The sequence below is a fragment of the Streptomyces sp. L2 genome (assembly GCF_004124325.1).
Lineage (GTDB): Bacteria > Actinomycetota > Actinomycetes > Streptomycetales > Streptomycetaceae > Streptomyces.
Genome location: NZ_QBDT01000001.1, coordinates 6,729,011 through 6,753,955, shown reverse-complemented (window position 1 = coordinate 6,753,955; position 24,945 = coordinate 6,729,011). Strand labels below are relative to the sequence as shown.

Annotated in this window: 23 protein-coding genes and 1 riboswitch; of the genes, 13 read left to right on the top strand and 10 right to left on the bottom strand. The window is 72.6% G+C overall.

The window, feature by feature from the left end:
* Positions 1 to 116: 116 nt before the first annotated feature.
* Positions 117 to 1,448 (bottom strand): aminotransferase class I/II-fold pyridoxal phosphate-dependent enzyme, encoded by a 1,332-nt coding sequence (locus DBP14_RS30305; protein ID WP_129310504.1) that lies wholly within the window; start codon positions 1,446 to 1,448, stop codon positions 117 to 119.
* A gap of 35 nt (positions 1,449 to 1,483) precedes the next feature.
* Here DBP14_RS30305 and DBP14_RS30300 point away from each other — a divergent pair, with 35 nt between their 5' ends.
* Positions 1,484 to 2,209 carry a pyridoxamine 5'-phosphate oxidase family protein gene (locus tag DBP14_RS30300; RefSeq protein WP_129310502.1) on the top strand — a complete coding sequence of 242 codons (726 nt, stop codon included), beginning with the start codon at positions 1,484 to 1,486 and terminating at the stop codon, positions 2,207 to 2,209.
* Positions 2,210 to 2,304: 95 nt separating this feature from the next.
* Here the strand turns inward: DBP14_RS30300 and DBP14_RS30295 are convergent, their stop codons facing one another.
* The 3 genes from DBP14_RS30295 to DBP14_RS30285 all read right to left on the bottom strand — a co-directional run bounded on the left by DBP14_RS30295 (position 2,305) and on the right by DBP14_RS30285 (position 5,106).
* Positions 2,305 to 3,246, bottom strand: coding sequence for an EamA family transporter (locus DBP14_RS30295; RefSeq protein ID WP_129310500.1), 942 nt, complete (start codon positions 3,244 to 3,246; stop codon positions 2,305 to 2,307).
* Between the two features lie 195 nt (positions 3,247 to 3,441).
* Positions 3,442 to 4,446 carry an EamA family transporter gene (locus tag DBP14_RS30290; RefSeq protein WP_129310498.1) on the bottom strand — a complete coding sequence of 335 codons (1,005 nt, stop codon included), beginning with the start codon at positions 4,444 to 4,446 and terminating at the stop codon, positions 3,442 to 3,444.
* Positions 4,447 to 4,515: 69 nt separating this feature from the next.
* Positions 4,516 to 5,106, bottom strand: coding sequence for a Clp protease N-terminal domain-containing protein (locus DBP14_RS30285; protein ID WP_241741300.1), 591 nt, complete (start codon positions 5,104 to 5,106; stop codon positions 4,516 to 4,518).
* 203 nt (positions 5,107 to 5,309) lie between these two features.
* Here DBP14_RS30285 and DBP14_RS30280 point away from each other — a divergent pair, with 203 nt between their 5' ends.
* A complete protein-coding gene (locus DBP14_RS30280) occupies positions 5,310 to 5,738 on the top strand; it encodes an SRPBCC family protein (RefSeq protein WP_129310496.1) in 429 nt (142 codons plus the stop codon).
* A 134-nt stretch (positions 5,739 to 5,872) separates the two neighbouring features.
* Here DBP14_RS30280 and DBP14_RS30275 read toward each other — a convergent pair whose 3' ends face one another.
* Entirely contained in the window at positions 5,873 to 6,517 is a 645-nt protein-coding gene (locus tag DBP14_RS30275) for a PadR family transcriptional regulator (RefSeq protein WP_129310494.1), read from the bottom strand.
* A gap of 218 nt (positions 6,518 to 6,735) precedes the next feature.
* On the opposite strand from DBP14_RS30275, the gene DBP14_RS30270 reads away from it, so the two are divergent.
* Positions 6,736 to 7,548 carry a PhzF family phenazine biosynthesis protein gene (locus DBP14_RS30270; RefSeq protein ID WP_129310492.1) on the top strand — a complete coding sequence of 271 codons (813 nt, stop codon included), beginning with the start codon at positions 6,736 to 6,738 and terminating at the stop codon, positions 7,546 to 7,548.
* 40 nt (positions 7,549 to 7,588) lie between these two features.
* Here DBP14_RS30270 and DBP14_RS30265 read toward each other — a convergent pair whose 3' ends face one another.
* Together DBP14_RS30265 and DBP14_RS30260 are read right to left on the bottom strand one after the other, a co-directional pair.
* Positions 7,589 to 8,374, bottom strand: a complete 786-nt coding sequence (locus DBP14_RS30265; protein WP_129310490.1) for a type II CAAX endopeptidase family protein — start codon at positions 8,372 to 8,374, stop codon at positions 7,589 to 7,591.
* Between the two features lie 394 nt (positions 8,375 to 8,768).
* Positions 8,769 to 10,298, bottom strand: a complete 1,530-nt coding sequence (locus DBP14_RS30260; RefSeq protein ID WP_129310488.1) for a glutamate--cysteine ligase — start codon at positions 10,296 to 10,298, stop codon at positions 8,769 to 8,771.
* 564 nt (positions 10,299 to 10,862) lie between these two features.
* Here DBP14_RS30260 and DBP14_RS30255 point away from each other — a divergent pair.
* The 9 genes from DBP14_RS30255 (at position 10,863) to DBP14_RS30215 (ending at position 18,895) form a co-directional block, all read left to right on the top strand.
* Positions 10,863 to 11,447: a hypothetical protein gene (locus DBP14_RS30255; protein ID WP_129310486.1), complete on the top strand. Its 585-nt coding sequence runs from the start codon at positions 10,863 to 10,865 to the stop codon at positions 11,445 to 11,447.
* A gap of 280 nt (positions 11,448 to 11,727) precedes the next feature.
* A complete protein-coding gene (locus DBP14_RS30250) occupies positions 11,728 to 11,931 on the top strand; it encodes a DUF5999 family protein (RefSeq protein ID WP_129312157.1) in 204 nt (67 codons plus the stop codon).
* A gap of 255 nt (positions 11,932 to 12,186) precedes the next feature.
* Entirely contained in the window at positions 12,187 to 12,717 is a 531-nt protein-coding gene (locus DBP14_RS30245) for a universal stress protein (RefSeq protein WP_129310484.1), read from the top strand.
* 335 nt (positions 12,718 to 13,052) lie between these two features.
* Complete coding sequence (locus DBP14_RS30240) at positions 13,053 to 15,005, top strand: APC family permease (protein WP_129310482.1); 1,953 nt, start codon at positions 13,053 to 13,055, stop codon at positions 15,003 to 15,005.
* 67 nt (positions 15,006 to 15,072) lie between these two features.
* The gene (locus DBP14_RS30235) at positions 15,073 to 15,468 is read left to right on the top strand and encodes a helix-turn-helix transcriptional regulator (protein WP_129310480.1); all 396 of its coding nucleotides are present in this window, start codon (positions 15,073 to 15,075) and stop codon (positions 15,466 to 15,468) included.
* 189 nt (positions 15,469 to 15,657) lie between these two features.
* On the top strand, positions 15,658 to 16,476 hold the full coding sequence (gene modA, locus DBP14_RS30230; RefSeq protein WP_241741069.1) for a molybdate ABC transporter substrate-binding protein: 819 nt from the start codon (positions 15,658 to 15,660) through the stop codon (positions 16,474 to 16,476).
* Positions 16,473 to 17,330 (top strand): molybdate ABC transporter permease subunit, encoded by an 858-nt coding sequence (gene modB / locus DBP14_RS30225; protein ID WP_129310476.1) that lies wholly within the window; start codon positions 16,473 to 16,475, stop codon positions 17,328 to 17,330. The genes modA and modB overlap by 4 nt, the downstream gene beginning before the upstream one ends.
* A 1-nt stretch (position 17,331) precedes the next feature.
* A complete protein-coding gene (locus DBP14_RS30220) occupies positions 17,332 to 18,447 on the top strand; it encodes an ABC transporter ATP-binding protein (protein WP_129310474.1) in 1,116 nt (371 codons plus the stop codon).
* 28 nt (positions 18,448 to 18,475) lie between these two features.
* Positions 18,476 to 18,895: a TOBE domain-containing protein gene (locus tag DBP14_RS30215; RefSeq protein ID WP_129310472.1), complete on the top strand. Its 420-nt coding sequence runs from the start codon at positions 18,476 to 18,478 to the stop codon at positions 18,893 to 18,895.
* 81 nt (positions 18,896 to 18,976) lie between these two features.
* On the opposite strand, the gene gcvP is transcribed toward DBP14_RS30215, so the two are convergent.
* Positions 18,977 to 21,862 (bottom strand): aminomethyl-transferring glycine dehydrogenase, encoded by a 2,886-nt coding sequence (gcvP, locus tag DBP14_RS30210; RefSeq protein WP_129310470.1) that lies wholly within the window; start codon positions 21,860 to 21,862, stop codon positions 18,977 to 18,979.
* Positions 21,863 to 22,036: 174 nt separating this feature from the next.
* Positions 22,037 to 22,131, bottom strand: a riboswitch (glycine riboswitch).
* A gap of 119 nt (positions 22,132 to 22,250) precedes the next feature.
* Between gcvP and DBP14_RS30205 the strand changes: the two genes are divergently transcribed.
* Complete coding sequence (locus tag DBP14_RS30205; RefSeq protein WP_206739380.1) at positions 22,251 to 22,622, top strand: PRC-barrel domain-containing protein; 372 nt, start codon at positions 22,251 to 22,253, stop codon at positions 22,620 to 22,622.
* 45 nt (positions 22,623 to 22,667) lie between these two features.
* On the opposite strand, the gene DBP14_RS30200 is transcribed toward DBP14_RS30205, so the two are convergent.
* Positions 22,668 to 24,161: a DNA polymerase IV gene (locus DBP14_RS30200; RefSeq protein WP_129310466.1), complete on the bottom strand. Its 1,494-nt coding sequence runs from the start codon at positions 24,159 to 24,161 to the stop codon at positions 22,668 to 22,670.
* A 54-nt stretch (positions 24,162 to 24,215) separates the two neighbouring features.
* Positions 24,216 to 24,860 (bottom strand): MerR family transcriptional regulator, encoded by a 645-nt coding sequence (locus DBP14_RS30195; RefSeq protein ID WP_129310464.1) that lies wholly within the window; start codon positions 24,858 to 24,860, stop codon positions 24,216 to 24,218.
* Between the last annotated feature and the right edge of the window lie 85 nt (positions 24,861 to 24,945).

Genomic DNA, 24,945 nt, shown 5'->3' with positions numbered 1-24,945 from the left:
GGGTGGCGGTCGGCGAACGCGGTTGACTGGTGAACGATGGGCGACCGGCGAATTGTGGCCGCCCGGCGAACGCGGCGGACCGGCGAAGGGCCGCGGTCGGCGAAGGGGGCCGGCCGCTACACGTACGTCCGCGCCGGGGCCGGTCCCACCGCCGACGCGACCACCTCCGCCAGGGGGCCCGCATCCTCCGGAGCCAGCCCCGCGACCGTGATGCGGATGCCCTCGCCGGACTTCAGACGGAAGCGGGCGCCCGGGGCCACCGCCCACCCGGCGTGCAGGAGACGCGCCACCGCCGACGTCTCGTTCGGGACCGGGATCCAGACGTTCAGGCCGGTGCGGCCGTGCGCCGAGACGCCGTGCCCGGCGAGGGCACGGATCAGGGCTTCCCGCCGGATGCCGTAGGCGGCGGCCACCGCGGGGGTGTCGACCGCGCCGTCGGTCCAGAGCCGTACGACGGCCCGCTGGAACAGCCGGCTGACCCAGCCCGGGCCGAGTCGCTGCCGGCCGCGCACCCGGTCGACGGTGGTGGCGTCCCCCGTGAACAGGGCGAGACGCAGGTCGGGGCCGTGGGCCTTGGCGACGGAGCGGACGAAGGCCCAGTGGCGGGTGACGCCGGCGAGGGGATGCAGGGGCACGTCGACGATGCCGTGGCCGTGGTCGTCCTCGATCAGCAGGACCTCGGGGTGGCTGCCGAGCACCGCGCGGAGGGCGTGCGCGCGATCCCCGGTCAGTGCGGCGCCGGTCGGGTTCTGCGCCCGGTCGGTGACGATCAGGGCGCGGGCGCCGGACGCCAGCGCGCGCCGGACGTCGCCGGGAACGGGCCCTTCGTCGTCGACACCGACCGGGACGGTGCGCAGCCCGAGCGCCGGGACCAGGTCCAGCAGACTGCCCCAGCCCGGGTCCTCGACCGCGACCGTGTCGCCCGGTCTGAGGTGGGCCAGAAGGACCCGCTCGACGGCGTCGAGGGAGCCGGACGCGACGGCGACGGGGCCGTCCGGCACACCGTCGGCGTCCAGGGCGGCGCGGGCGAGGCGCGCCAGCTCGGGTTCGACGGGGTCGTCGCCGTACAGCACGGGATCGCGGTCGCTCTGCGCGGCGGCGGCCGCGAACGCCTCCGCGAGGGAGGGCAGCAGCGCCGGGTCCGGGTTGCCGTCGGACACGTCCCGCACGCCGTCCGGAACGTCGAGGCGGGCCTGGTCACGCCCGGTGGTGGCCGGTTTCGGGCGGATACGGCTGCCCCGGCGCCCGGCGGTCTCGATGACCCCGCGTTCCCGCAGGGTGCGGTAGGCGGCCGCGACCGTGTTCGGGTTCACCCCGAGCCGGTCCGCCAACTCCCGCATGGGCGGCAGGCCTTGGCCCGGCCGCAGCTCCCCCGCGCCCACCGCGCGCTCCACGCCGGCCGCGATCTCGGCTGCGCCCCGACCTTCGATCCGATACTCTCCTAGCACAAACACAAGTATGCACTAGTGCAATGGAGAACGCCATGCAGGGGACCCAGGAGACGACCCGGGACGCGGCTGGGGAAGCGAGCCGGGAAACGCCGCCGCCGTCCGGCGACGCCTACACCCCGACCGACCGCACCGTGCCCACCCGGTCGGCGGACCGGGCGTCGTACGACCGTGAGCTGGTGCACGCGATACTCGACGAGGGCTACGTGTGCCACCTCGGCTTCGTGCGCGACGGCGCCCCGGTGGTGCTGCCCACGCTGTACGGCCGGGTCGGGGAGCGGCTGTACGTCCACGGGTCCACCGGTTCGCGCCCGCTGCGGATGACCGGGGACGCGGACCCGGGCCTTCCCGTGTGCCTGACGGTCACCCATGTCGACGGGCTGGTGCTGGCCCGGTCCGCCTTCCACCACTCGGTCAACTACCGCTCGGTGGTGGTGCACGGCGTCGCCCACGAGGTCACGGACCCCGAGGAGCGGCGGCTCGCCCTGGACGCGCTGGTCGACCACGTCGTGCCGGGCCGGGCCGCCGACTCCCGGCCGGCCAACCGCAAGGAACTGGCGGCCACCGCGGTGATCCGCCTCGACCTCGACGAGGTCTCCGCCAAGGTCCGCACGGGCGGCGCCAACGACGAGCCCGAGGACCTCGCCCTGCCGCACTGGGCCGGTGTGGTGCCGCTGCGCAAGGGCTACGACACCCCGGTCGCCAACGCCGACCTGACGCCCGGCATCGAACTGCCGGACTACCTGACGGCGGCGCGCTGACCGCCACCGGTCACACGGGGGCCGGCTCCCGCCACACCGAGGGCTGGCTCCCGCCAAACCGGGGCCGACTCCCGTCACACCGGGGCAGACTCCCGTCACACCGGGGCCGCTTCCCGGCCGTTCGCGCGGGCCTCGCCGACCGCGAGGCCGGCCACCGCGCCGAGCATCAGCAGGGTGCCGGTCACGGTGGCGGCCGTGAGGTGCTCGCCGAGCAGCGCGACGGCGAGTACGGCCGCGGTCACCGGTTCCAGCAGCATGATCACGGAGACGGTGGCGGACCGGACGACGGCGGCGCCCGCGAAGTACAGCGCGTAGGCGAGGGCCGTGGGCACGGCCGCGATGTAGAGCAGCAGCCACAGCAGCCGGGCCGGGTGGCCGGTGTGCGGGAGCAGGCCCTCATGCAGTGCGAACGGCAGCAGGAGGAGGGTGGTCACCGCGAAGGCGCCGACCGTGGTGTCTGAGGCGTCCGCGCCCCCGCCCCGGCCCCACCACCGGGTCAGCAGGGTCATGGCCCCGTAGCCCGCGGCGGAGAGGAGCGCGAGGAGCACTCCGGCCGGGCGCACCGTCGTGGCGGAACCGGCGAGGGTCAGCACGGCCAGTCCGGCGAGCGCGCCGGCGACGGCCGCCACGCCCCCTGCGCCGAGCCGCTCGCCGAGGAGCAGTCGCGCGCCGAGCGCGATGAGGACGGGGCCGGCGCCGAGGGTGACGACGGTGGCGACAGCGAGTCCGGTGGACTCCACGGCCGCGAAGTAGGCGGTCTGGAACACGGCGAGGCCCACCCCGGTGGCCACGGCCCGGCCGATCCGGCGGCCCAGGGGTTCGGCGGCGGCCGGCCGCACGCGCGGGCGCAGACCCCGGCCGGCCAGCAGCAGGAGCAGGCCCAGCGCGCAGCGCCAGAAGGACAGGCCGAGGGCGCCCAGGTCGCTGGTGCGGTAGACCAGCGAGGCGGCGGCCCCGGCGGTGCCCCAGGCGGCACCGGTGATGATCAGATAGAGCAGGCCACGCCCCACGGGCAGGCCGGAAACAGCGTTCGACAAGGGATTCTCTCCGCAGAAACGCACCGTCGGGTGCGGAAGCTCGGGAGCGTCCCGCTGGGCGGGGCGCACGGACTTCGTCTGCGGGCAGCACCGCCCGGCCCGGCATCAATCGAGTGCGCGGGCAGGGGTCCCGGAGGCCCGCCTCAGGCGGCCGGAGGCGGGAGGACGAGTGCGTTCGACGGCATGGGCGCCACCCTATGCCGCCGTTCCGCGGGCGGACAACTCGCGTTCGGCGCCGCGCGAGGCGACCGGATCCGGTCCGTTGCGGGAGGGGGTGGAGGACTGGGCGATGAAGGCTCCGGCCAGGACGACCGCGCCGCCGGCGATCTGCGGCGCGGACAGGTGCTCGCCGAGCAGCACCCAGGCCAGCACGGTCGCGATCACCGCCTCCAGGCAGGCGACGACCCCCGCGACCTGCGGGGAGAGCCGGCGCACGGAGAGCACGCCGGTGACGTAGGCGACGACGGTGGCCAGCAGGACGATCCAGGCGAGCAGCAGACCGGCGGGGACGGCGGTGCCGTTCATGCGCGCGGAACCGGCCAGCACCGACCAGTCCATGCTCCAGGGCCGGGCCACGACCGTCAGGACGGCGGCGCCGACGAGGAGGCCGTACGCGATCACGCCCAGCGGGTCCGGCGCCTCGTCGCCCGCGTCGCTGCCCTGGTCGGACAGGACGAAGTAGCCGACCTGGCAGCAGGCGGCGCCGAGGGCGAGCAGCAGGCCGAGCGCGTCGAAGCTCAGCCCGGACCACACCTCCACCACGCAGGCGAGTCCGCCGGCCGCGAGGACCACACCGAGCGCGGCGGCCCGGGTGACCGGCCGCCGCTGCACGAACCGCACCCAGCCGAGCACCAGGGCGGGGGCGAGGTACTCCACGAGCAGGGCCACACCGACCGGGATGCGGGAGAGCGCGGCGAAGTAGCAGGCCTGCACGCCGGCCACGGCGAGCAGGCCGAATCCGGCCAGCAGGGCGGGACGGCTGCGCGGCAGGGCGCGGTGCCGCACGGCGAGCGGCAGCATGACGAGGGCGGCGCCGGCCACCCGCAGCCACACCACGTGCAGCGGGTCGAGGCCCGCTTCGATCAGCGGCTTGGCCGCCACCCCGGACCCGCCGAAGGCGAGCGCCGACACGAGGGCGAGCCCGAGCCCGACGCCTTTGCCGTGGCTGCCCTGACTGGTTTCAGACGTACGCACCGGCACATGATGACAGGGGACGACATGAGCGTCATCCCCGTTGACACCTGTCTCAGGTGGTGGACGGGGCAGCGCTCAGCAGGTCGGCCGGCCGCCGTCGGCGTACTCCACCGCGAGGGCGTCCAGCCGGGCGCGCAGGCCGTCGGCCGGGACACCGGTGTGTTCGAGCACCTCGACGGCACGGGACTGCGGGTCCGCGACGAGCGCGGCGAGCAGGTCGGTGCCGGAGGCGCGGGGCTCGCCGCGCTGCCCGGCGCGCCGTAGCGCGTCCGTCATGGCGGCCGCGGCCACCGGGGACCAGTCCCCGGCGTCCTTGACCTCACCGCCGTACGAAGCCTGCTCGTCTACGACCCTGATCGCGCCGGAGTCCTCCACTCCGCTCTGCCAGCGCAGCCCGTACCCGATGCTGCGCTGCACGAGGTAGCCGAGCAGCCGGGCGAGCTGCGGGGCGCCGCCGACGAGGGCGCGGGCCTGCGGGTCGGTCTCCAGCAGCGAGTGCAGCAGGTGCGCGGTGTCGACCTGCCGGTCCCCGTCCCGGACGGCCCGCCTGCGGGCACCGGCGACCACGGCCGCCAGCTCGGCACTGAGCGCGGCATCGTCATCCGGGCGGAGGCCGCCCTGGTCGCGGGCGGTCGGGCGGGCTGTACGGCGTTGCACGTACTCCACCCCATCAGCCCCGGCCGTCCCGGTCATCCGCGAGGGGAACCATCTTGGCGTCCCGCAGGAAGTGGACAACCTTGTCAGGGATCTCATCCTCAGGGAGGAGATCCGGCCGATCTCCTCTTTCCTGACAGTTCATCAGTATTGAATGTTCGAGGCCCTGCGGCTACGTTCCGCGACACCGTAGCCGGAGACGAAGGGGTGGTCGCATGGCCGAAGTCAGCGCGGAGGCACGCATCCAGGCGCCGGCCGAGAAGGTGTGGGCCCAGCTCACCGACTGGTCGGCGTACGGCGAGTGGAACGCCACCCACACCAGCTTCCCCAAGGGCGGCCCTGAGGCTCTGGCGGTGGGCGGGACCTTCCAGGAGAACATGAAGCTGATGGGCTTCCCGGCGGAGGTCGACTGGACGATCGAGGAGCTGGAGCCGGCGCGGGTGTTCGCCATCCGCGGCAAGGGTCCGATGGCGGTGACCGTCGCCACCCGCTACACGCTCACGCCCGACGGCGAGGCCACGACGGTCCGCATCGACGGCGAGTTCACGGGCGCGGCGGTTTCGCTGATGGCGGGCAAGCTGAGGGACTCGGCGACGGCCGCGCTGACCGAGTCGCTGCGGAAGCTGGACGGCCTGGTGGCCTGAGGCTCCGGGACCCGGGCAGCCGATGGCGCCCCGCGGAGGTTTCCACGGGGCGCCATCGCCGTCGTACGGGCCGGCCGTCGTAGAGATCGGCCAACGGGCGGACCGGCCTCCCCACGGGCGGGCCGTCGTACGGCTCAGTCCTCGTCGGCGAGGATGAGGTACAGCTTCTTGCGGGCGTCGTTGATGACGGTCAGCGCCTTCTCGCGCTGTTCCTTGCTCCCGGTCTTCCAGACCTGCCCGAAGGCCTCCATCAGACCGAAGCCGGCCTGCCGGATCTCGCTCAGGGCCTCCCAGTCCACCCCGCGCGTGGCCTCCTCCCACGGGGCCTCCGGGCCCTCCTCGGCGGCGCTGCGGCCGCTCTCGGTGAGGGAGAACAGCTTCTTGCCGCCCTCGCTCTCGCTGGCGATCAGACCCTCGTCCTCCAGCAGCTGGAGGGTGGGGTACACCGAGCCGGGGCTCGGCTTCCACGCGCCGCCGCTGCGCTCGGCGATCTCCTGGATCATCTCGTAGCCGTGCATGGGACGTTCCTTCAGCAGGGCCAGGATCGAGGCGCGCACGTCACCGCGCCGCGCCCGCCCCCTCGGTCCGCCGCGCCCTCGCGGTCCCCAGGGTCCGCCGGGCCCGAAGCCGGGACCACCCGGACCGAAGGGCCCGAACGCGGCCCGCCGGCCCTCGAAGCCACCGGAACCGGGGAAGCCGCCGAAGCCGTGGTGGCCATGGTGGCCGTGCGCCCCGGGGCCCTCGTGACGATGTCCGTGCTCGTATCCGTGCGTACGCATCGTGATCACTCCATTTCCGTGGTGCGTGTCAGGACTGTCACCGATTCATTCGATCTTCGGTGATCAGTCGTGTCGTATCGCGTATCGTTCGCGATGCCTCAACGATATATCGGAACCGATCGCCTGACAAGCCCCTTCCGCAGGGTCGCCGCGAAACGGGCCAGGACCTGCGCATTGGCCTTGGTCCGCGGACCGCGGGCACCGCTAGCGTCGCGTCCATGCGCATCCGAATCGTCGACGCCTTCACCGACCGCCCCTTCGCCGGCAACCCGGCCGGGGTCCTGCTCCTGGACGACGCCTTCCCCGAGGACGACTGGCTGCAGAACGTCGCCATGGAGGTCAACCACGCCGAGACGGCGTTCGCCCACCGACTGCCCGCCGGCGGCGAGGCGGACTGGGCGCTGCGCTGGTTCACACCGGTCACCGAGGTCGACATGTGCGGGCACGCCACACTCGCCACGGCGCACGTGCTGCACACCACCAGGGCTCACGAGGGTCCGGTGCGGTTCGCCACGCGCAGCGGCGTGCTCACCGCCACGCCCGCCGCCGACGGCCGGCTCACCCTTGACTTCCCGACCGCCCCGCTCACCCCGGTCGAGGCGCCGGCCGGCGTCGCGGACGCGCTGGGCGCGGAGCCGGTCGCCGCGTTCGACACCGGGCCGCACGTCGGTGACCTGCTGGTCGAACTGGCCGACGAGAAGACGGTGCTGGGTCTCTCCCCCGACCACAAGGCGCTGGCCGCCTACTCCTCGCGCGGCATCATCGCGACCGCCCGGGCCGAGGACCCGTCCCGGGGGTACGACTTCGTCTCCCGCTGCTTCTTCCCGAACGTCGGCATCGACGAGGACCCGGTCACCGGCAGCGCCCACACGGCCCTGGCCCCGCACTGGGCGGGCCGCCTGGGCCGCGACGACCTCACCGGGCTGCAGGCCTCCCGCCGCACCGGGCTGGTCCGCACCGGCCTGCGCGGCGACCGCACGCTCCTCACGGGGCACGCGGTCACGGTGCTCGACGGCGAACTGCGCGCCTGACCGCGCGCCTCACCGGGCGGCGGACCGGCCGGCCCGCCGCTCAGGCCGTCGGCAGCCAGCCCACCTTGCCGGCCAGCAGGGCGTAGCCGACGAACGCACCGATGTCGAGGAGGGAGTGCGCGACGACGAGCGGGCCGACGCGGCCCCAGCGGCGGTACAGGTACACGAAGACCACGCCCATCACCATGTTGCCGACGAAGCCGCCGATGCCCTGGTAGAGGTGGTACGACCCGCGCAGGACCGCGCTGGCCACGAGCGCGGTCCCCGGCGTCCAGCCCAACTGGCCGAGCCTGCGCAGCAGATAGCCCACGACGATGACCTCTTCGAGTACGGCGTTCTGCACGGCGCTCAGGATCAGCACCGGGTACTTCCACCACACGCCGGGCAGTGCCTCGGGCACCACGGTGAGGTTGAAGCCGAGGCCGCGAGCAGCCAGGTAGAAGGCGATGCCCGTGCTGCCGATCACGGCGGCGACGCAGGCTCCGCGGGCCAGGTCGGGCCAGGGACGGGTGCGGTCGAAGCCGAGGGTGCGGAGGCTGCCGCCCTCGCGCAACAGGAAGTGGGCGACGAGGGCGACGGGGATCAGTGCGGTGGCGATGCCGAAGAGCTGCCAGGCCAGGTCGAGCCAGGGGCGGCCGGGCGCGGCCGAGGCATTGAGGGTGGCCGCCTGGTCCTTGAGCCCGCCGGGCTTGGTGACCGAGCCGATGAAGCTGATCAGCGCCGACACCCCGCTCGCCCCGAGCGAGAGCCCGAGCACGAGCAACGTCTCGTCCCGCAGCACCCGCCGCGGCGGGCTCTCCACCAGCGCCGACTCGCCCACCTGCACCCCTGCCTCCCACCGACCCGGCCCGACCCTTGCCCGCAAGGATCCCAGAACGAACGCCCCGACGAACGCACCGGGTGTGAACAGTGGGCACGGCCCACAGCGGGCGGTACTCGGCGGGGTGGCTTGCGTTCGCCGGCGGGTGCCGGCAGTTCGCGGCCGATCGCGCAGTTCCCCGCGCCCCTTCACAAGCAGCCACCCCGACCGCACCGAAGCTCGCCCCCGCCCCGAACCGGCCCACACCGACCCAGCGCAACCGCCACCCCGTCCCCACTCCACGCCGCGACGGCGCTCAGCCCCCGCGGTGCCGGCCGGCGGTATCCACGGCGGGAAGCCAACGCCCGCCGGCCCCCGCCCGCCGCACGGCCGCGTACGCCGTCGGCGCCGGTCCTCGGGCTCAGCCCAGCGCTCGGCCCAGCGGTGCCGGCTCCGGTAGGCCGACCGGCCACGTGTGCACCGGCTCCCCCGTGTGCATCAGCTGGGCGTACCTCCGGGTCGTGGCGGCCAGGGCGGCGTCCCGGCCGAGGCCCTGTTCCAGGGCGCGGTGGAACGTGGCGGCCTGCCAGGACGCTCCGTTGGCCCGGCGGCGGCACCGCTCCTCGATGACGCCCAGGTAGAGGTCCCGGTCGGCGGCCTCGATCCCCCACGCGTCGAGCCCGGCGGACGCCAGCGGCAGCAGTTCGTCGCGGACCAGGGTCACCGCGTCGACCTCTGCCGTACCGCCGTGGCGTCCCCGCCGGGGCCAGACGAAGCGCGCGTCGATGCCGTAGCGGCACGCCGCGTCGAAGTTGGCCTCGGCCGCCTGGAAGGGCAGCCGGGTCCACACCGGGCGCGGCTCCTCGGCGAGGGCGCGGACCAGGCCGTAGTAGAAGGCCGCGTTGGCGATGACGTCGGTGATGGTCGGGCCGGCGGGCAGCACCCGGTTCTCCACCCTGAGGTGCGGCACACCGTCCGCGATGCCGTACACGGGCCGGTTCCACCGGTACACCGTGCCGTTGTGCAGGACGAGTTCGGCGAGCGAGGGGATGCCGCCGGCGTCGAGGACGTCCAGCGGATCCTCGTCGTCGCAGATGGGCAGCAGGGCGGGGAAGAAGCGCAGGTTCTCCTCGAACAGGTCGTACGCGGAGGTGATCCACCGCTCCCCGAACCAGGTCCGCGGCCGTACGCCCTGCGCCTGGAGTTCGGGCGCCCGCGTGTCCGTGGACTGCAGGAACAGCGGCGGCCGCGACTCGCGCCACAGCTCGCGCCCGAACAGGAACGGCGAGTTGGCGCCGACGGCGATCTGCGCGGCGCAGGCCACCTGCGCCGCGTTCCACACGTCGGCGAACCGGCCGGGGGTGACCTGGAGATGCAGTTGCACGGAGGTGCAGGCCGCCTCGGGGACGATCGACTTCGAGGTGCAGGTGAGGTGCTCCACGCCCTCGATGTCGAGCAGGAACTCCTCCCCTCGGGCGGCCACGATCTGGTCATTGAGCAGGGTGTAGCGGTCGGCCTCGGACAGGTTGGAGGAGACCAGGTCGTCCCGGTCCAGGGTGGGCAGAATCCCGATCATGACGATGCCCGCGTCCACCTCCCCGGCCTTCCGGTCGGCGTAGGCGAGCGCGGTGCGCATCTCCTCGGCGAGCCGGTCGAATACCCGGCCGCCCAGTGGGTGGGGGGCGATGTTGACTTCCAGGTTGAACATGGCGAGTTCTGTCTGGAAATCCCGGCTCGCGATCCGCTCCAGTACCTCGCCGTTCAACATTTTCGGCATGCCGTCGAGACCGGCGAGATTCAATTCGATCTCGACTCCCATGAGGTTCCTGGGGCGGTCGAACCGCTTCTCGACCAGCAGTCGCTCCAGCCCCGTCAGGCACTTACGGAGCTTTTCGCGGTACCGCCCGCGATCGGACAGGTCGAACTCGCCTGCCACGACCTTCTCGCCCATTGACGTGTCCCTCCTCGGCTGGGCGAGCCGCATGTCCGGCCGCCGGGGTCCCGGGTCCGGTGGGATGATGCCCAGGGAATGCGATCGATAACGTCCCGCGCGGACCCGGTGCCCGCTAGTCTGTCGGAATGTGCCGCGGGGCACATTCACGGGGCATGATGCATCACGCATCTTCGGGTGCCCCGTGGGTCTCGTGAAAAACGCCGACGACATTCGGCCGACCGCGGCGGCGGCATATTCCGAGGTCAACCGTGCGGCGTGGGTCGGGAAATCGGGACGAGGAACGCGAATCGGCGGCTGAATAGACCCTTGCCGGGTGCACGGGAATCCGGTAGACGAAACAGGGCCTGAACACGTGTCGTATAAACTTCGGAAGGCAGAAAGGTTGGCGCACCCGGTCCTGGCCGTGCCGCGTTCCCGCCGTCGGACGACGGACGGCGGGCCCCCCGACGCACCCTCGTTCTCCGACCGGGCCCCGCCTCTCTGACCTCCCCGTGAGCTGACAGCGCCGTCCGCCCCACCCTCCTCGCGCCGCCGCGCCTGTCGAACGAGAGGCGACCCACCATGCCGCTGCACGTGCCCCCTGCTCCCGCGCCCGCACTGCGCTCCGTCCGTACGGCCCTCGGTTCCCCCACCGCGGTCCGTGAGGCCCGAACTCCCTCCCTGCGCGCCGCCCAGGGACCCGCGACACCCGAGCTCCCGTTGCCCGTGCACGTGCTGGACCGGATCACCGCACAGGGTCTGTCCGCGACCCGGCTGGCCGGCTGGCGCTTCCTGATCCGCTGCGGCGACCGTGCCGTGGCCGCGGCGGAGACCATGCTGACGCCCGACGGCTGGGCGTTCTCCCACTTCTTCGAGGGCCCGTACCTGGCCTCGACCGAGCGCGCCCTCCAGCAGGCCGAGTCGCTGCCGCTGCCGTACCAGCCGCGGCTGTTGTCCGTGCCCGGCCTGTACATGCTCACGCTCTGGCTGCACGGGGACGTCACCGCGGACGCCGCCGAGGGCCATCCGGCCGCCACCGACCTGCTCGTCCCGCTCGCCCCCGCGCCGCCCGGCATCTTCGCCCACCGCCCGCACCACGTCACCGAGTTGCTGCCGGTGCTCACGCTCCGCGCCACTCCCGTCCCTCTCCTCGGTTCGCCGGCCTGACCCCGACCGTCCGGACGACGCGTGTACCCCGCCTCCCGGGAGGGATGCGGGGTACACGTGCGCCGGGCCCGGGTGGACTAGCCCTTTCCGGTCACCCCGAACCACCCAAAGGGACAGTGCAGTTGAACTGAACCGTCCGCGCGGGTGACGCGTCATGAACCTGTGAGGAGCGGTGCTGCGAAATCCCTGCGGAATGACGCCCTGAGGGCAACACTGGGTTCCGACCGACTTATCACAACGGGGGACGGACATGACCACGACAGAGCGAGAGATCCCACCCATGTGCCAGCACCAGCCGCCGTGCCCGCCAGCCGAATCCGCCGACCGGGAGTCCGCCCGTCTCGTGGCGCACCACCCGGAGCAGGGCTGGAGTCTGCTGTGCAACGGCGTCCTGCTCTTCGAGGACACCGGCGAGCTTCTGCCTGACGGCCAGGTCATCGCTCCGCACCGGCTCGGCGCGGAGCACGTGATGACGGCGGCCTGAGCGCGCCCCGGGCGGTCCGCCGCTCCGCCCGGTGATCCGAAGGGGCCGGCCGCACCGCCATCGGTGCGCACCGGCCCCGACGCATGTCCAAGGGCGGCCACTCCTCGTGACCGTCCGCTGCCGCAGCGCCGCCGACGAGATCGACTGGTCGGATCCGGCGCACGGGAGTGGGATGGAGGGTGGAACGGGAGACAGGCCCCGCGGCAGCCCGTCCGCGGGAGGAGCCCGTGGACCGCGCGAGGAACGGGTGGTGTCATGTCCGGTTACGGCACCTCGCCGACCGCCCGGGTGGTGGTCGGTGTCAGCGGCTCCCTCGGCAGCGTCACGGCTCTGCGCCGCGCCACCGTGCTGGCCCGCCGGCTGGGAGCCGAGCTGTGGCCGGTGCTGGCCTGGGAACCGCCGGGCGGGGACGCGGCCACGCATCGCTCCGCCACCTCCGGGCTGCTGACCGAGGACTGGCAGCGGCTCGCCAAACAGCGGCTGGCCGCGGTCCTCGACGAGATCTTCGGCGAGGACGGCCCGGGCGTGACGGCGTACCCCGTCGTGGTCCGCGGTCTGCCGGGTCCCGCACTGGTGGCGACCGCCGACCGGGACACCGACCTGCTGGTCGTGGGCGCCGGCCGGCGCGGACTGCGGCGCGCCTTCTCCGGACGGGTGTCGCGGCACTGCCTGGCGCACGCCGTCTGCCCGGTCCTCGCGGTACCGCCGTCCCCGCTGGAGTCGGCCCTGATGGCCGTCCACCGGCGCAACGCCTGGCACCGGCGGATGGACATCAGGGAGCTGTGACACCATCGCCGTTCTCGCCATACGGGTCCACCCCGCGGCCGCGCCGGGCGTGTTCGCGGTGTCCAGGCCTGAGCACGGCGGCGGTCCGACGATGACACTCGGTGTCTGCGGCCCGCGTCCGGGCCCAGGCGCCCGCCGGGCCGTCGTACGAGCCGGAATCGGGTCCCCGACCTTCGCCTTTGATGCGCCGTTCCTCGTGGGGGGCCATTCTTAACGCAGGATTGACGCCCACCGGGCCCCCGATCCATGGGCCCGCGCATCACTCTCTGCTTACGCTGGTGCCGCCGTCCGTGTGATGGCCGGAAAGAGCTGAGCCACACACCAGGAGCACGCCGATGGCCACGACCGAACGCCCTCCCAGCCGCATGCGCGCCTGGATGCTGGAGGGGCTGTCCGACATGGGAAGGAACGGCGGCCACACGGGCCCCCACGCCGAGCCGGAGCCGCCGCACCAGGGCCAGCGCTGGTGGCGCGTGATGTGCCTGACGGGTGTCGACTACTTCTCGACCCTCGGCTACCAGCCGGGCATCGCGGCCCTGGCTGCCGGTCTGCTGTCACCGGTGGCGACCATCGTGCTGGTGATCGTCACCCTGGCCGGTGCCCTGCCGGTCTACCGCCGCGTGGCGGAGGAGAGCCCGCACGGCGAGGGATCCATCGCGATGCTGGAACGGCTGCTGTCGTTCTGGCAGGGCAAGCTGTTCGTCCTCACCCTGCTGGGGTTCGCGGCCACCGACTTCCTGATCACCATCACCCTGTCGGCCGCCGACGCCTCCACCCACCTGGTGGAGAACCCGCATCTGACGGACCTCCTCCAGGGCAAGCAGATGCTGATCACCCTGTTCCTGGTGGCGCTGCTCGGCGCGGTGTTCCTCAAGGGCTTCCTGGAGGCCGTCGGCGTCGCGGTCGCTCTGGTCGGCGTCTACCTCGCGCTCAACGTCGTCGTCGTGCTCGACGGGCTGTGGCACGTGATCACCGCCGGGCATGTCGTCACCGACTGGACGAGCGCGCTCACCACGGAACACGGCAACGTGTTCGTGATGGTCGGCGTCGCCCTGATCGTGTTCCCGAAACTCGCCCTCGGCCTGTCGGGCTTCGAGACCGGCGTGGCCGTCATGCCGCACGTGCGGGGCGACGAGGGCGACACCGAGGAGCGTCCTGCGGGCCGGATCCGGGACACCAAGAAGCTGCTGACCACCGCCGCCCTGATCATGAGCTGTTTCCTGATCGCCACCAGCTTCATCACCACGCTGCTGATCCCGGAGAACGAGTTCAAGCCGGGCGGCAAGGCCAACGGCCGGGCGCTCGCCTACATGGCGCACCAGTACCTCGGCAGTGCCTTCGGCACGGTCTACGACATCTCCACCATCGCCATCCTGTGGTTCGCCGGCGCCTCCGCGATGGCCGGGCTGCTCAACCTCATGCCGCGCTATCTGCCCCGTTACGGCATGGCACCGCACTGGGCGCGGGCGGTGCGCCCGATGGTCATCGTCTTCACGCTGGTCGCCTTCCTGGTGACCTGGATCTTCGACGCCAACGTCGACAAGCAGGGCGGTGCCTACGCCACCGGTGTGCTGGTGCTGATCAGCTCGGCGGCGATCGCGGTGACCATCGCCTCGCGCAAGGCGCGGCAGCGGGGCTGGACCATCGGGTTCGGGATCATCTCGGCGGTGTTCCTCTACACCACCGTCGTGAACGTCATCGAACGCCCGGACGGTGTGAAGATCGGTGCCTGCTTCATCGCGGGCATCATCCTGGTCTCCCTGCTGTCCCGGCTGGCCCGCGCCTTCGAGCTGCGGGTGACGAGCGTGGCGATGGACCCGATGGCGGAGCGTTTCGTCCGCGACATGGCCAGCCGCCGGATGCGGTTCATCGCCAACGACCCCGGCCACCGCGACAAGGCCGAGTACCGCGACAAGATCGAGCAGATCCGGGCCGACAACGACATGCCCGAGCAGGACGACTTCGTCTTCGTCGAGGTCACGGTCACCGACCCCTCCGAGTTCGAGGCGTGCCTGACCGTGCGCGGCGAGGTGCTGCACGGGCGCTACCGCATCCTGGCCGTGGAGTCCGCGTCCATCCCCAACGCCCTCGCCGCGCTCCTGCTGCATGTCCGGGACCTCACCGGCCGCACCCCGCACATCTACTTCGAGTGGACCGAGGGCAATCCTTTCCGGAACTTCCTGCGCTTCTTCCTGTTCGGCCAGGGCGAGGTCGCCCCGGTCACCCGCGAGGTACTGCGCGAGGCGGAGCCGGACCGGGAGAGGAGACCGCGGGTGCACACCGGCTGAGTCGGTCCGGACATCTTTCGATCACCCCGGTCCGCGGCCGCCGCCCCGGCCGCCTATCGTGACCGGCATGCAGTCCTACACGATCGGTCAGGCCGCGCGGCTGCTCGGCGTCAGCCCGGACACCGCCCGCCGCTGGGCCGACGCCGGCCGGGTGACCACCCATCGCGACGAGTCGGGGCGGCGGCTCATCGACGGCGGCGACCTCGCCGCGTTCTCGGTCGAGCTGGCCAAGGCGGCCGGCACCGAGGAGGACGCCCCCTACACCTCGGCACGCAACGCCTTCCCCGGCATCGTCACCGCGATCAAACTCGGTGACGTCGCCGCCCAGGTGGAGATCCAGGCGGGCCCGCACCGGCTGGTCTCCCTGCTGACCCGGGAGGCCGTCGAGGAACTCGGCCTGGAGGTCGGCATGGAGGCCACCGCCCGCGTGAAGTCGACGAACGTACATATCGACCGGGTCTGAGCACCGCCCTCACCGCCTTCGGCCCCGCGCCGTACAAACGCACATACGACCCCACCACCGTCAGCACATCGCTCATGCGATGTGACAGCAGACTTCTGGGTAGCAGATGCGGCAGTATTATCGGCACACGGCCGGCACCCGGCCGTGGCAGGGCGCGACGCTGTTCCCCAGATGCCGAGGAGTACCTCCGTGACGACCCGTTCCGTGCACCGGATCCGGACCCTGCAGCTGGCCGGTGCCGGGGCCGCCGCCCTGCTGGCGCTCAGTGCCTGCTCCTCCTCCGGCGACTCCGGATCGTCCGGCGCGTCGGACACGTCGGGTTCCGGGAAGATCTCCGGCACCGTCACCGTGTTCGCGGCGGCCTCCCTCCAGGAGGGCTTCACGACGCTGGGCAAGGAGTTCGAGAAGCAGCACCCGGGCACCAAGGTCAGCTTCAGCTTCGGCGGCAGTGACAGCCTCGCCGCGAACATCACCAGCGGCGCGCCCGCCGACGTCTTCGCCTCCGCCAGCCCTAAGACGATGGCGATCGTGACGGGCGAGAAGGACACGGCCGGCGCTCCCGTCACGTTCGTGCGCAACCAGCTGGAGATCGCCACCGTGCCCGGCAACCCGCACAAGGTGTCCTCCCTGAAGGACCTCACCGGGTCCGGCCTCAAGGTCGTCCTGTGCGCGAAGACCGTGCCCTGCGGCGCGGCCGCCCAGAAGGCCCTGGACGCCAGTCACCTCAAGCTCACGCCGGTCTCCTACGAGCAGGACGTCAAAAGCGCCCTGACCAAGGTGGAGCTGAAGGAGGCCGACGCCGCCGTGGTCTACCGGACGGACGTGAAGGCGGGCGGTGACAAGGTGCAGGGCGTGGAGTTCCCCGAGTCCGCCGAGGCGGTCAACGACTACCCGATCGCCCGGCTGAAGAACGGGAAGAACGCGGCGGCCGCCAAGGCCTTCATCGCGTTCGTGCGGTCCGCCGAGGGCCAGAAGGTGCTGGCGGAGGACGGATTCCTCAAGGCATGACCTCGCTCGACAAGCCCGGCGCCGCGGCCCGCCACCTCCCCGGCGGGACGCGGCGCCGACGTGGCCGCGGCGGCCGGCGCGGAGTGCCGCTGCCGCTGCTGCTCCCCGGGGTCCTGGCGCTGGCGTTCCTGCTGCTGCCCCTGCTGGCGCTGCTGATCCGCGCGCCCTGGCACAGCCTGCCGGACCAGCTCACCAGCGCCGAAGTGTGGCAGGCGCTCCGGCTCTCCCTGGTCAGCGCGACGTCCGCGACCGCGGTGAGCCTCGTCCTGGGCGTGCCCCTCGCCTGGCTCCTGGCCCGCACCGAATTCCCCGGCCGGGGTCTCGTGCGGGCCCTGGTCACCCTGCCCCTCGTGCTGCCGCCGGTGGTCGGCGGTGTGGCCCTGCTGCTCGCCCTGGGCCGCAACGGGGTGATCGGGCAGTGGCTGGACGCCTGGTTCGGGATCACCCTGCCGTTCACCACCACGGGCGTGGTGCTCGCGGAGGCGTTCGTCGCGATGCCCTTCCTGGTCATCAGCGTCGAGGGCACCCTGCGTGCTGCCGACCCCCGCTTCGAGGAGGCGGCCGCCACGCTCGGCGCGTCCCGGTTCACCGCGTTCCGCCGGGTCACGCTGCCCCTGATCGCGCCGGGCATCGCCGCGGGCGCCGTCCTGGCCTGGGCGCGCGCGCTCGGTGAGTTCGGGGCGACGATCACTTTCGCGGGCAACTTCCCCGGCCGCACCCAGACCATGCCGCTGTCCGTCTATCTCGCTCTTCAGAACGACCCGGACGCCGCCATCGCCCTCAGCCTGGTCCTGCTCACCGTGTCGATCGCGGTGCTGGCGGGCCTGCGCGACCGCTGGATGACGGGGGTCTGACATGACGCGAGCACCCAAGGTGACGTCCGCCGCGGACGCCGCGCCCCCGACCGGCGCCCCGGCCGCCGCATGCGGCGCTGAGGGACTCGATGCCCGGCTCGTGGTCGAGCGCGGCTCCTTCCGGCTCGACGTCGACCTGGCCGCCGCCCCCGGTGACGTGGTCGCGCTGCTGGGCCCCAACGGGGCCGGGAAGACGACCGCCCTGCGCGCCCTCGCCGGTCTGGTCCCGTTCACCGAGGGCCATCTGCGGCTGGACGGCGCCTCGCTGGAGCGCACCCCGCCCGAGTCCCGCCCGGTCGGGGTCGTCTTCCAGGACTATCTGCTCTTCCCACACCTGTCCGCGCTGGACAACGTGGCCTTCGGCCCGCGCTGCCACGGCGCCGGCAAGGCCGAGGCCCGCGCGCAGGCCGCCGTCTGGCTGGAGCGCATGGGCCTCGCCGGCCACGCCGGAGCCAAGCCGCGCCGTCTCTCCGGCGGCCAGGCGCAGCGGGTCGCGCTGGCCCGCGCGCTGGCCACCCGCCCCCGCCTGCTGCTGCTGGACGAGCCGCTGGCCGCCCTGGACGCGCGGACGCGCCTGGAGATCCGGGCCCAGCTGCGCCGGCATCTCGCCGAGTTCGAGGCCGTCGCCGTACTCGTGACGCACGACCCGCTGGACGCGATGGTGCTGGCGGACCGGCTCGTCGTGGTCGAGGACGGACACGTTGTGCAGGAGGGCGCCCCATCCGACATCGCCCGCCGCCCGCGCACGGACTACATCGCCCAGCTCGTCGGCCTCAACCTGTACCGCGGGCACGCCGACGGGCACACGGTACGGCTCGACGCGGGCCCCGTGATCACCACCACCGAGGACCTGTCCGGGCCGGTGTTCGTGGCGTTCCCGCCGGGCGCGGTCACCCTGTTCCGCGACCGGCCGACCGGGGCGAGCGCCCGCAACCTGTGGCGCTGCGAGGTCGCCGGCCTGGAGACGCACGGCGACCAGATCCGCGCCGATCTCACCGGCGGTCTTCCCCTCGCCGCCGACCTCACCACGGTCGCCGCCGCCGAGCTGGACCTGCACCCGGGCGCGTCGGTCTGGGCGACCGTCAAGGCGACGCAGACGCACGCATACCCGGCCTGACCGGACACGAGCCGTACGGTGGGTGCCCATGACCCTGAGCATCCGCAACCAGCTCCCCGGCACCGTGACCGCCGTACACCCCGGTGAGGTCATGGCCACCGTCAAGATCCGTCTGGCGGCCGGCCACGACCTCACGGCGGCCGTCACCCTGGAGGCCGTGGAGGACCTCGGCCTCACCCCGGGCTCGGCCGTCCGCGCCCTGGTGAAGTCCACCGAGGTGTCCCTCGCCACCGGCCCGGTCGAGGGCCTGTCGATCCGCAACCGGCTGTCCGGCGCGATCACCCACCTCGCGATCGGCGAGGTCATGGCCACCGTGAAGATCGCCCTGGACGGCACCGAGGTCACGGCGGCGATCACGAAGGAGGCGGCCGAGGACCTCGGTCTCTTCGTGGGCTCCTCCGTGATCGCCCTGATCAAGTCGACCGAGGTGGCGCTGGCCACCGCCTGACACGGGCGAGGCCCCCGCCCGGCGGATCCGGACGGGGGCCTCGAACGGCAGTTCAGCCGCCAGGGCTGTGCGCGGGGCGTCTCAGTCCTCGTACGCGTCCAGCGGCGGGCACGAGCACACCAGGTTGCGGTCGCCGAACGCCTGGTCGATCCGGCGCACCGGCGGCCAGTACTTGTCGGCGGCCGAGACACCGGCCGGGAAGACGGCCTCCTCGCGGGTGTAGGCGTGCTCCCACTCACCGCCCAGCGCGGCCGCGGTGTGCGGCGCGCCGTGCAGCGGGTTGTCCTCCGCGGGCCACTCGCCGGCGCCGACCTTCTCGATCTCAGCGCGGATGGCGATCATCGCGTCGCAGAACCGGTCGATCTCGGCGAGGTCCTCGGACTCGGTCGGCTCGATCATCAGCGTGCCGGCCACCGGGAAGGACATGGTCGGCGCGTGGAAGCCGTAGTCGATGAGCCGCTTGGCCACGTCGTCCACGCTCACGCCGGTCGCCTTGGTCAGCGGGCGCAGGTCGATGATGCACTCGTGCGCGACCAGGTTGCCGGGGCCGGTGTAGAGCACGGGGAAGTGCGGCTCCAGGCGCTTGGCGATGTAGTTCGCGGAGAGCACGGCCACCTGCGTGGCCCGCTTCAGGCCCTCGCCGCCCATCAGGCGGACGTACGCCCACGAGATCGGCAGGATGCCCGCGCTGCCCCAGGGGGCCGCGGAGATCGGGCCGACGCCCGTGGCCGGGCCGGCCTCCGGCTGCATCGGGTGGTTCGGCAGGTACGGCGCCAGGTGCGACCGTACGGCGACCGGGCCGACGCCGGGACCGCCGCCGCCGTGCGGGATGCAGAAGGTCTTGTGCAGGTTCAGGTGGGAGACGTCGCCGCCGAAGTGGCCGGGCTTGGCGAGGCCGACCAGGGCGTTGAGGTTGGCTCCGTCGACGTAGACCTGGCCGCCGGCCTCGTGGACCTGGGCGCAGATGTCGGCGACGTGCTCCTCGAACACCCCGTGCGTGGACGGGTAGGTGATCATCAGCACGGCGAGTTCGTCGCGGTGCTTCTCGATCTTCGCCCGCAGGTCCTCGACATCGATCTCGCCGTCCTCGGCGGTCTTGACGACGACGACCTTCATGCCGGCCATCACGGCGCTGGCGGCGTTGGTGCCGTGCGCGGAGGACGGGATGAGGCAGACGGTGCGCTGCTCGTCGCCGTTGGCGCGGTGGTAGCCGCGCACGGCGAGCAGGCCGGCCAGCTCGCCCTGGGATCCGGCGTTCGGCTGCAGGGACACCTTGTCGTAGCCGGTGACCTCGGCGAGCCGCGACTCCAGCTCGTGGATGAGGGTGAGGTAGCCCTGTGCCTGCTCGGCGGGGGCGAAGGGGTGCAGCTGGCCGAACTCGGGCCAGGTGACCGGCTCCATCTCGGTGGTCGCGTTGAGCTTCATCGTGCAGGAGCCCAGCGGGATCATGCCGCGGTCCAGCGCGTAGTCCCGGTCGGCCAGCTTGCGCAGGTAGCGCAGCATGGCGGTCTCGGAGCGGTGCTCGTGGAACACCGGGTGGGTGAGGTAGTCGTCGGTGCGCAGCAGCGCCTCGGGCAGTACCTCCTCGGTGGCGGCGTCGAGCGCGTCGATGGCGCCGTCCACGCCGAACGCGGACCACACAGCGCGGAGCTGGGCGCGCGTGGTGGTCTCGTCGCAGGCGATCGAGACGAGGTCGCCGTCCACGAGGCGCAGGTTGACGCCGCCCTCGCGCGCGGCGCCGACGACCTCGGCGGCCCGGCCCGCGACCTTGACGGTCAGGGTGTCGAACCAGGCGCCGTGGACGACCTCGACGCCGCCCGCCCGCAGACCGGCGGCGAGGATCGTGGCGTACCGGTGGGTCCGCCGGGCGATGGCCCGCAGCCCCTCGGGGCCGTGGTAGACGGCGTACATGCCGGCCATCACGGCGAGCAGCACCTGGGCGGTGCAGATGTTGCTGGTGGCCTTCTCGCGGCGGATGTGCTGCTCGCGGGTCTGCAGGGCGAGCCGGTAGGCCTTGTGGCCGTCCGCGTCCACGGAGACGCCGACGAGCCGGCCGGGCAGGCTGCGGGCGAACTTCTCGTGCACGGCCATGTAGCCGGCGTGCGGTCCGCCGAAGCCCATGGGCACGCCGAAGCGCTGGGTGGTGCCGACGGCGATGTCCGCGCCCAGCTCACCGGGCGAGGCCAGCAGGGTGAGCGCGAGGAGGTCGGCGGCGACGGTGACGAGCGCGCCCAGCTCGTGCGCCTGGTCGATGACGGGCTTGAGGTCGCGTACGGCACCGGAGGCGCCCGGGTACTGGAGCAGCACGCCGTTGATCTCGCGTGCGGCGATGTCCGCCGGAATGCCGTCGCTGAGGTCGGCGACGACGATCTCCACGCCGGTCGGCTCCGCGCGGGTCTCGATCACGGCGATGGTCTGCGGCATCGTGTCCGCGTCGACCAGGAACAGGCCCTTCTTGTTCTTGCCCATGCGGCGCGACAGCGCCATGGCCTCGGCGGCCGCGGTGCCCTCGTCGAGCAGCGAGGCACCGGACGTGGGCAGACCGGTCAGGTCGGCGACCACGGTCTGGAAGTTCAGCAGCGCCTCAAGGCGGCCCTGGGAGATCTCGGGCTGGTACGGCGTGTAGGCCGTGTACCAGGCGGGGTTCTCCATGACGTTGCGCAGGATGACGGGCGGCGTGAACGTCCCGTAGTAGCCCAGGCCGATCATGGAGCCGAGGACCTGGTTGCGGTCGGCGAGGGTGCGCAGCTCTTCGAGCACCTCGGCCTCGGTGCGGGCGCCCGGCAGGTCCAGGGCGTCGGCGTTCTTGATGACGTCGGGGACCGCGGCGGCGGTCAGCTCGTCGAGGGAGCCGTAGCCGACGTGGGCGAGCATCTTGGCCCGCGCCTCGTGGTCCGGGCCGATGTGGCGCTGCTCGAAGGGGATGCCCGCTTCGAGATCCGAGAGCGGAATGCGATGGGCGGTCATTGCGGAGGCCTCCTGGTCTGACGCGACCTTCGAGGGGCACCCCGGCACGGGTACCCCGACGGCCTCCCCCTCTGTCATCTCAACCTGAGAGCTTCACCGGGCGCCCGAAGGCCCCGGCTTTCACCGTCGGTGAGAGCGGAAGCCGTCGACGCCCGCCCTGCTTTCCAGAGTGACCTCGTCCGTGCGGTACGTGAGCCTGAGAGATTCCGGGGAGGATTTGCTCCTTCGGCGCCTCCGAAGTGGTCGGAGGACTCTCCCGCGCGGGGTCAGCAGCCGCTGCCAGGGTACCAGCGGGTGCGGCGCACGAGCCTTCGAGTGGCCGCGTCCTTGAATGTGCTCTTTTGTAGTGCTTACGGATGAGTTGCGACCACGTGGAGGGAGAAGGACCGTGCAGACCGACATCGATCCGCGCAACCTGATCGGCCGCAAGGCGTTCGACCGCTCCGGCACCAAACTGGGCACCATCGACGAGGTGTACCTCGACGACGCGACCGGTGTGCCCGAGTGGGCGGCCATACGGACCGGACTCTTCTCCCGGGACGCGTTCGTCCCCCTGGAGCCCAGCGAGCTGGTCGAGGGCTCCCTGCACGTCCCCTTCGACCGCGCCCTGATCAAGGACGCCCCCGACTTCGGCGTCGGCCGCCATCTCTCCCCCGAACAGGAACTCCAGCTGTACCACCACTACGGCCTGGACGTGGCCCCACCCCCTTCCGTCCCGGACCACACCTTCGGCAAACTGGCAGGCCCGGAAAACCCCTGACCACCCCTATTCCGGTCGCCCGTGCCCCGGCCGGGCCTTTACCCCTCAACCGGCTCGGCGCACCGCGGCCGTCCCGGTCGAGCGCGTTTCCGTTGCGTGGGTGTCGGTCGAGGGCTCGGGCGGGTGGGGTGACGGGGCCCGGGGCGGAGCCCCGTGTCGGTCGGTGTTCGACGTACCGAGTCGGGCGGGTGGATAGGCAAGGGGGCCGTCCGGAACCAGCGGCAGCGGTTCCGCCGGCTCCAGCAGAACCTCGTCCGCCGGGAACGTCCGGACCCGCCCCGGCCCCGAGTACGGCGTCTCGAACCGCACGGTGACCCTGCCGACGCCGCTGCCCTGCACCCACCCCTGGCCGTGCTCGGCGTGCCGCACATCCTGGCCGGCCCGCCAGTGACGCTCGGCGGCCGGCGCCAGTTCCGCCGCCGAGGGCTCGGCCACGACCTCCTCCGCCGGCTCCGCCCCGCCCTCCCCCGCCGCCTGGGCGAACAGGTCCTCCTGCGTGTAGTCGGCGAGCCCGGTCACTCCCACCCCGAGCAGCCGTACCCCGCCCGTCGTGTCCACGGACTCCAGCAGCCGCGCGGCCGCCTCCCGGACGACCGCCGGATCGTCCGTGGGCCCACGGAGCGTCTCGGACCGCGTCAGGGTCGAGAAGTCGTACCGCCGCACCTTCAGCACGATCGTCCGCCCCGACAGCCGGGCCTCGCGCAGCCTCCGCACGCACCGCTCCGCGAGCCGCCGCACCTCCATGCCGACCCGCAGCCGGTCGTGGATGTCGACGTCGTAGGTGTCCTCCACGGACACCGACTTGGTCTCGCGGTCGGACACCACGGGCCGGTCGTCGCGCGCCAGCGCCATCGCGTACAGCGCGTGCCCGTGCGCGTTCCCGAGCAGTCGTACCAGTTCGTCCTCACCCGCCTCGGCCAGCTCCTCGACCGTGGTGATCCCGGCCCGCCGCAGGTGGTCGCCGGTCGCCGGCCCCACGCCGGGCAGGGTCCGCACCGGCATCGGCCCGAGCAGGGCCCGCTCGGAGCCCGGCTCGATCAGCCTCAGCCCGTCCGGCTTGGCCTCCTCGGAGGCGATCTTCGCGAGCATCTTGGACGCGGCGAGCCCCACCGACCCCGTGAGCCCGGTGACCGCCCGGATGTCCGCGCGCAGCTTCACCCCGGTCCGTCGCGCCGACTCCTCGTCCCAGGCCGCTCCCCCGGCCTCCAGGTCCACGAACGCCTCGTCCAGGCTCAGCGGCTCCACCAGCGGCGACAGCTGCCCCAGCAGCGCCATCACCTGTTCGCTGATCGACCGGTACACCGCGAACCGCGGCACGAGGTACGCGGCGTTCGGTGCCAGCCGACGCGCCTGGGCCGTGGGCATCGCCGAGTGCACCCCGAACACCCGCGCCTCGTACGACGCGGTGGCCACCACTCCGCGCGGCCCGAGCCCGCCCACGACGACGGCCTTCCCCCGCAGGCTCGGCTTCGCCGCCTGCTCCACCGAGGCGTAGAAGGCATCCATGTCGAGATGCAGGATCGTGGGCGCGTTTCTCACATCTCCGATGCTGCACCACACCACTGACAACGGCCCGGTACCGGGTGGCGCCCTTCAGACCGCCCGGTTGCGCCGCCTGGCCAGCTCGTCCGCCGGGTTGGGACCTACGAGGGTCTCCCCGGTGTCGATCCGCTCACCGTGCAGCTGGGAGAGGGCGCTCTCCACGTCCCGCCAGACCACGCCCACGGCGATCCCGAAGACGCCCTGACCACCCTGGAGCAGGGCGTGGACCTCGTCCGGGGACGTGCACTCGTAGACGGTGGCGCCGTCGCTCATCAGCGTCATGCGCTCCAGGTCGCGGAAGCCGCATTCCCTGAGGTGCAGCACGGCCGACCGGATGTTCTGCAGGGAGACCCCGGTGTCCAGGAATCGCTTGACGATCTTCAGGACGACAACGTCCCGGAAGCTGTACAGACGCTGTGTGCCCGACCCGTACGCGGGCCGTACGCTCGGCTCGACGAGGCCCGTGCGGGCCCAGTAGTCGAGCTGCCGATAGGTGATGCCGGCGGCCGCACAGGCCGTGGGGCCCCGGTAGCCGATCTGCTCGGACGTCATGGACGCCGCCCCTCCGCCGTTCGGCACCGCCGTCGGTCGCTGCGGAGCGTGATCGGCCGCGCTGCCGTGAAGCGGGTACGGACCGCTCTCCCCGAATACGCGTCCGGGGGCACCCCCAGCCGTACCGTCGCCGCTGCTTCTCACGCCGACCTCCGTCACTTGACCTGCCCTCTCGACGGTAGGCAGTCACCGGGGGTGCGTCAACGATCGCCACACTCGGCACGCCGAG

Bases quoted from the DNA above. Each gene is read 5' to 3' on its own strand.
- DBP14_RS30300 (WP_129310502.1), top strand. From the start codon at position 1,484: ATGCAGGGGACCCAGGAGACGACCCGGGACGCGGCTGGGGAAGCGAGC.
- DBP14_RS30280 (WP_129310496.1), top strand. From the start codon at position 5,310: ATGGCCGAAGTCAGCGCGGAGGCACGCATCCAGGCGCCGGCCGAGAAG.
- DBP14_RS30275 (WP_129310494.1), bottom strand. From the start codon at position 6,517: ATGCGTACGCACGGATACGAGCACGGACATCGTCACGAGGGCCCCGGG.
- DBP14_RS30270 (WP_129310492.1), top strand. From the start codon at position 6,736: ATGCGCATCCGAATCGTCGACGCCTTCACCGACCGCCCCTTCGCCGGC.
- DBP14_RS30260 (WP_129310488.1), bottom strand. From the start codon at position 10,298: ATGGGCGAGAAGGTCGTGGCAGGCGAGTTCGACCTGTCCGATCGCGGG.
- DBP14_RS30255 (WP_129310486.1), top strand. From the start codon at position 10,863: ATGCCGCTGCACGTGCCCCCTGCTCCCGCGCCCGCACTGCGCTCCGTC.
- DBP14_RS30250 (WP_129312157.1), top strand. From the start codon at position 11,728: ATGTGCCAGCACCAGCCGCCGTGCCCGCCAGCCGAATCCGCCGACCGG.
- DBP14_RS30245 (WP_129310484.1), top strand. From the start codon at position 12,187: ATGTCCGGTTACGGCACCTCGCCGACCGCCCGGGTGGTGGTCGGTGTC.
- DBP14_RS30240 (WP_129310482.1), top strand. From the start codon at position 13,053: ATGGCCACGACCGAACGCCCTCCCAGCCGCATGCGCGCCTGGATGCTG.
- DBP14_RS30235 (WP_129310480.1), top strand. From the start codon at position 15,073: ATGCAGTCCTACACGATCGGTCAGGCCGCGCGGCTGCTCGGCGTCAGC.
- modB (WP_129310476.1), top strand. From the start codon at position 16,473: ATGACCTCGCTCGACAAGCCCGGCGCCGCGGCCCGCCACCTCCCCGGC.
- DBP14_RS30220 (WP_129310474.1), top strand. From the start codon at position 17,332: ATGACGCGAGCACCCAAGGTGACGTCCGCCGCGGACGCCGCGCCCCCG.
- DBP14_RS30215 (WP_129310472.1), top strand. From the start codon at position 18,476: ATGACCCTGAGCATCCGCAACCAGCTCCCCGGCACCGTGACCGCCGTA.
- gcvP (WP_129310470.1), bottom strand. From the start codon at position 21,862: ATGACCGCCCATCGCATTCCGCTCTCGGATCTCGAAGCGGGCATCCCC.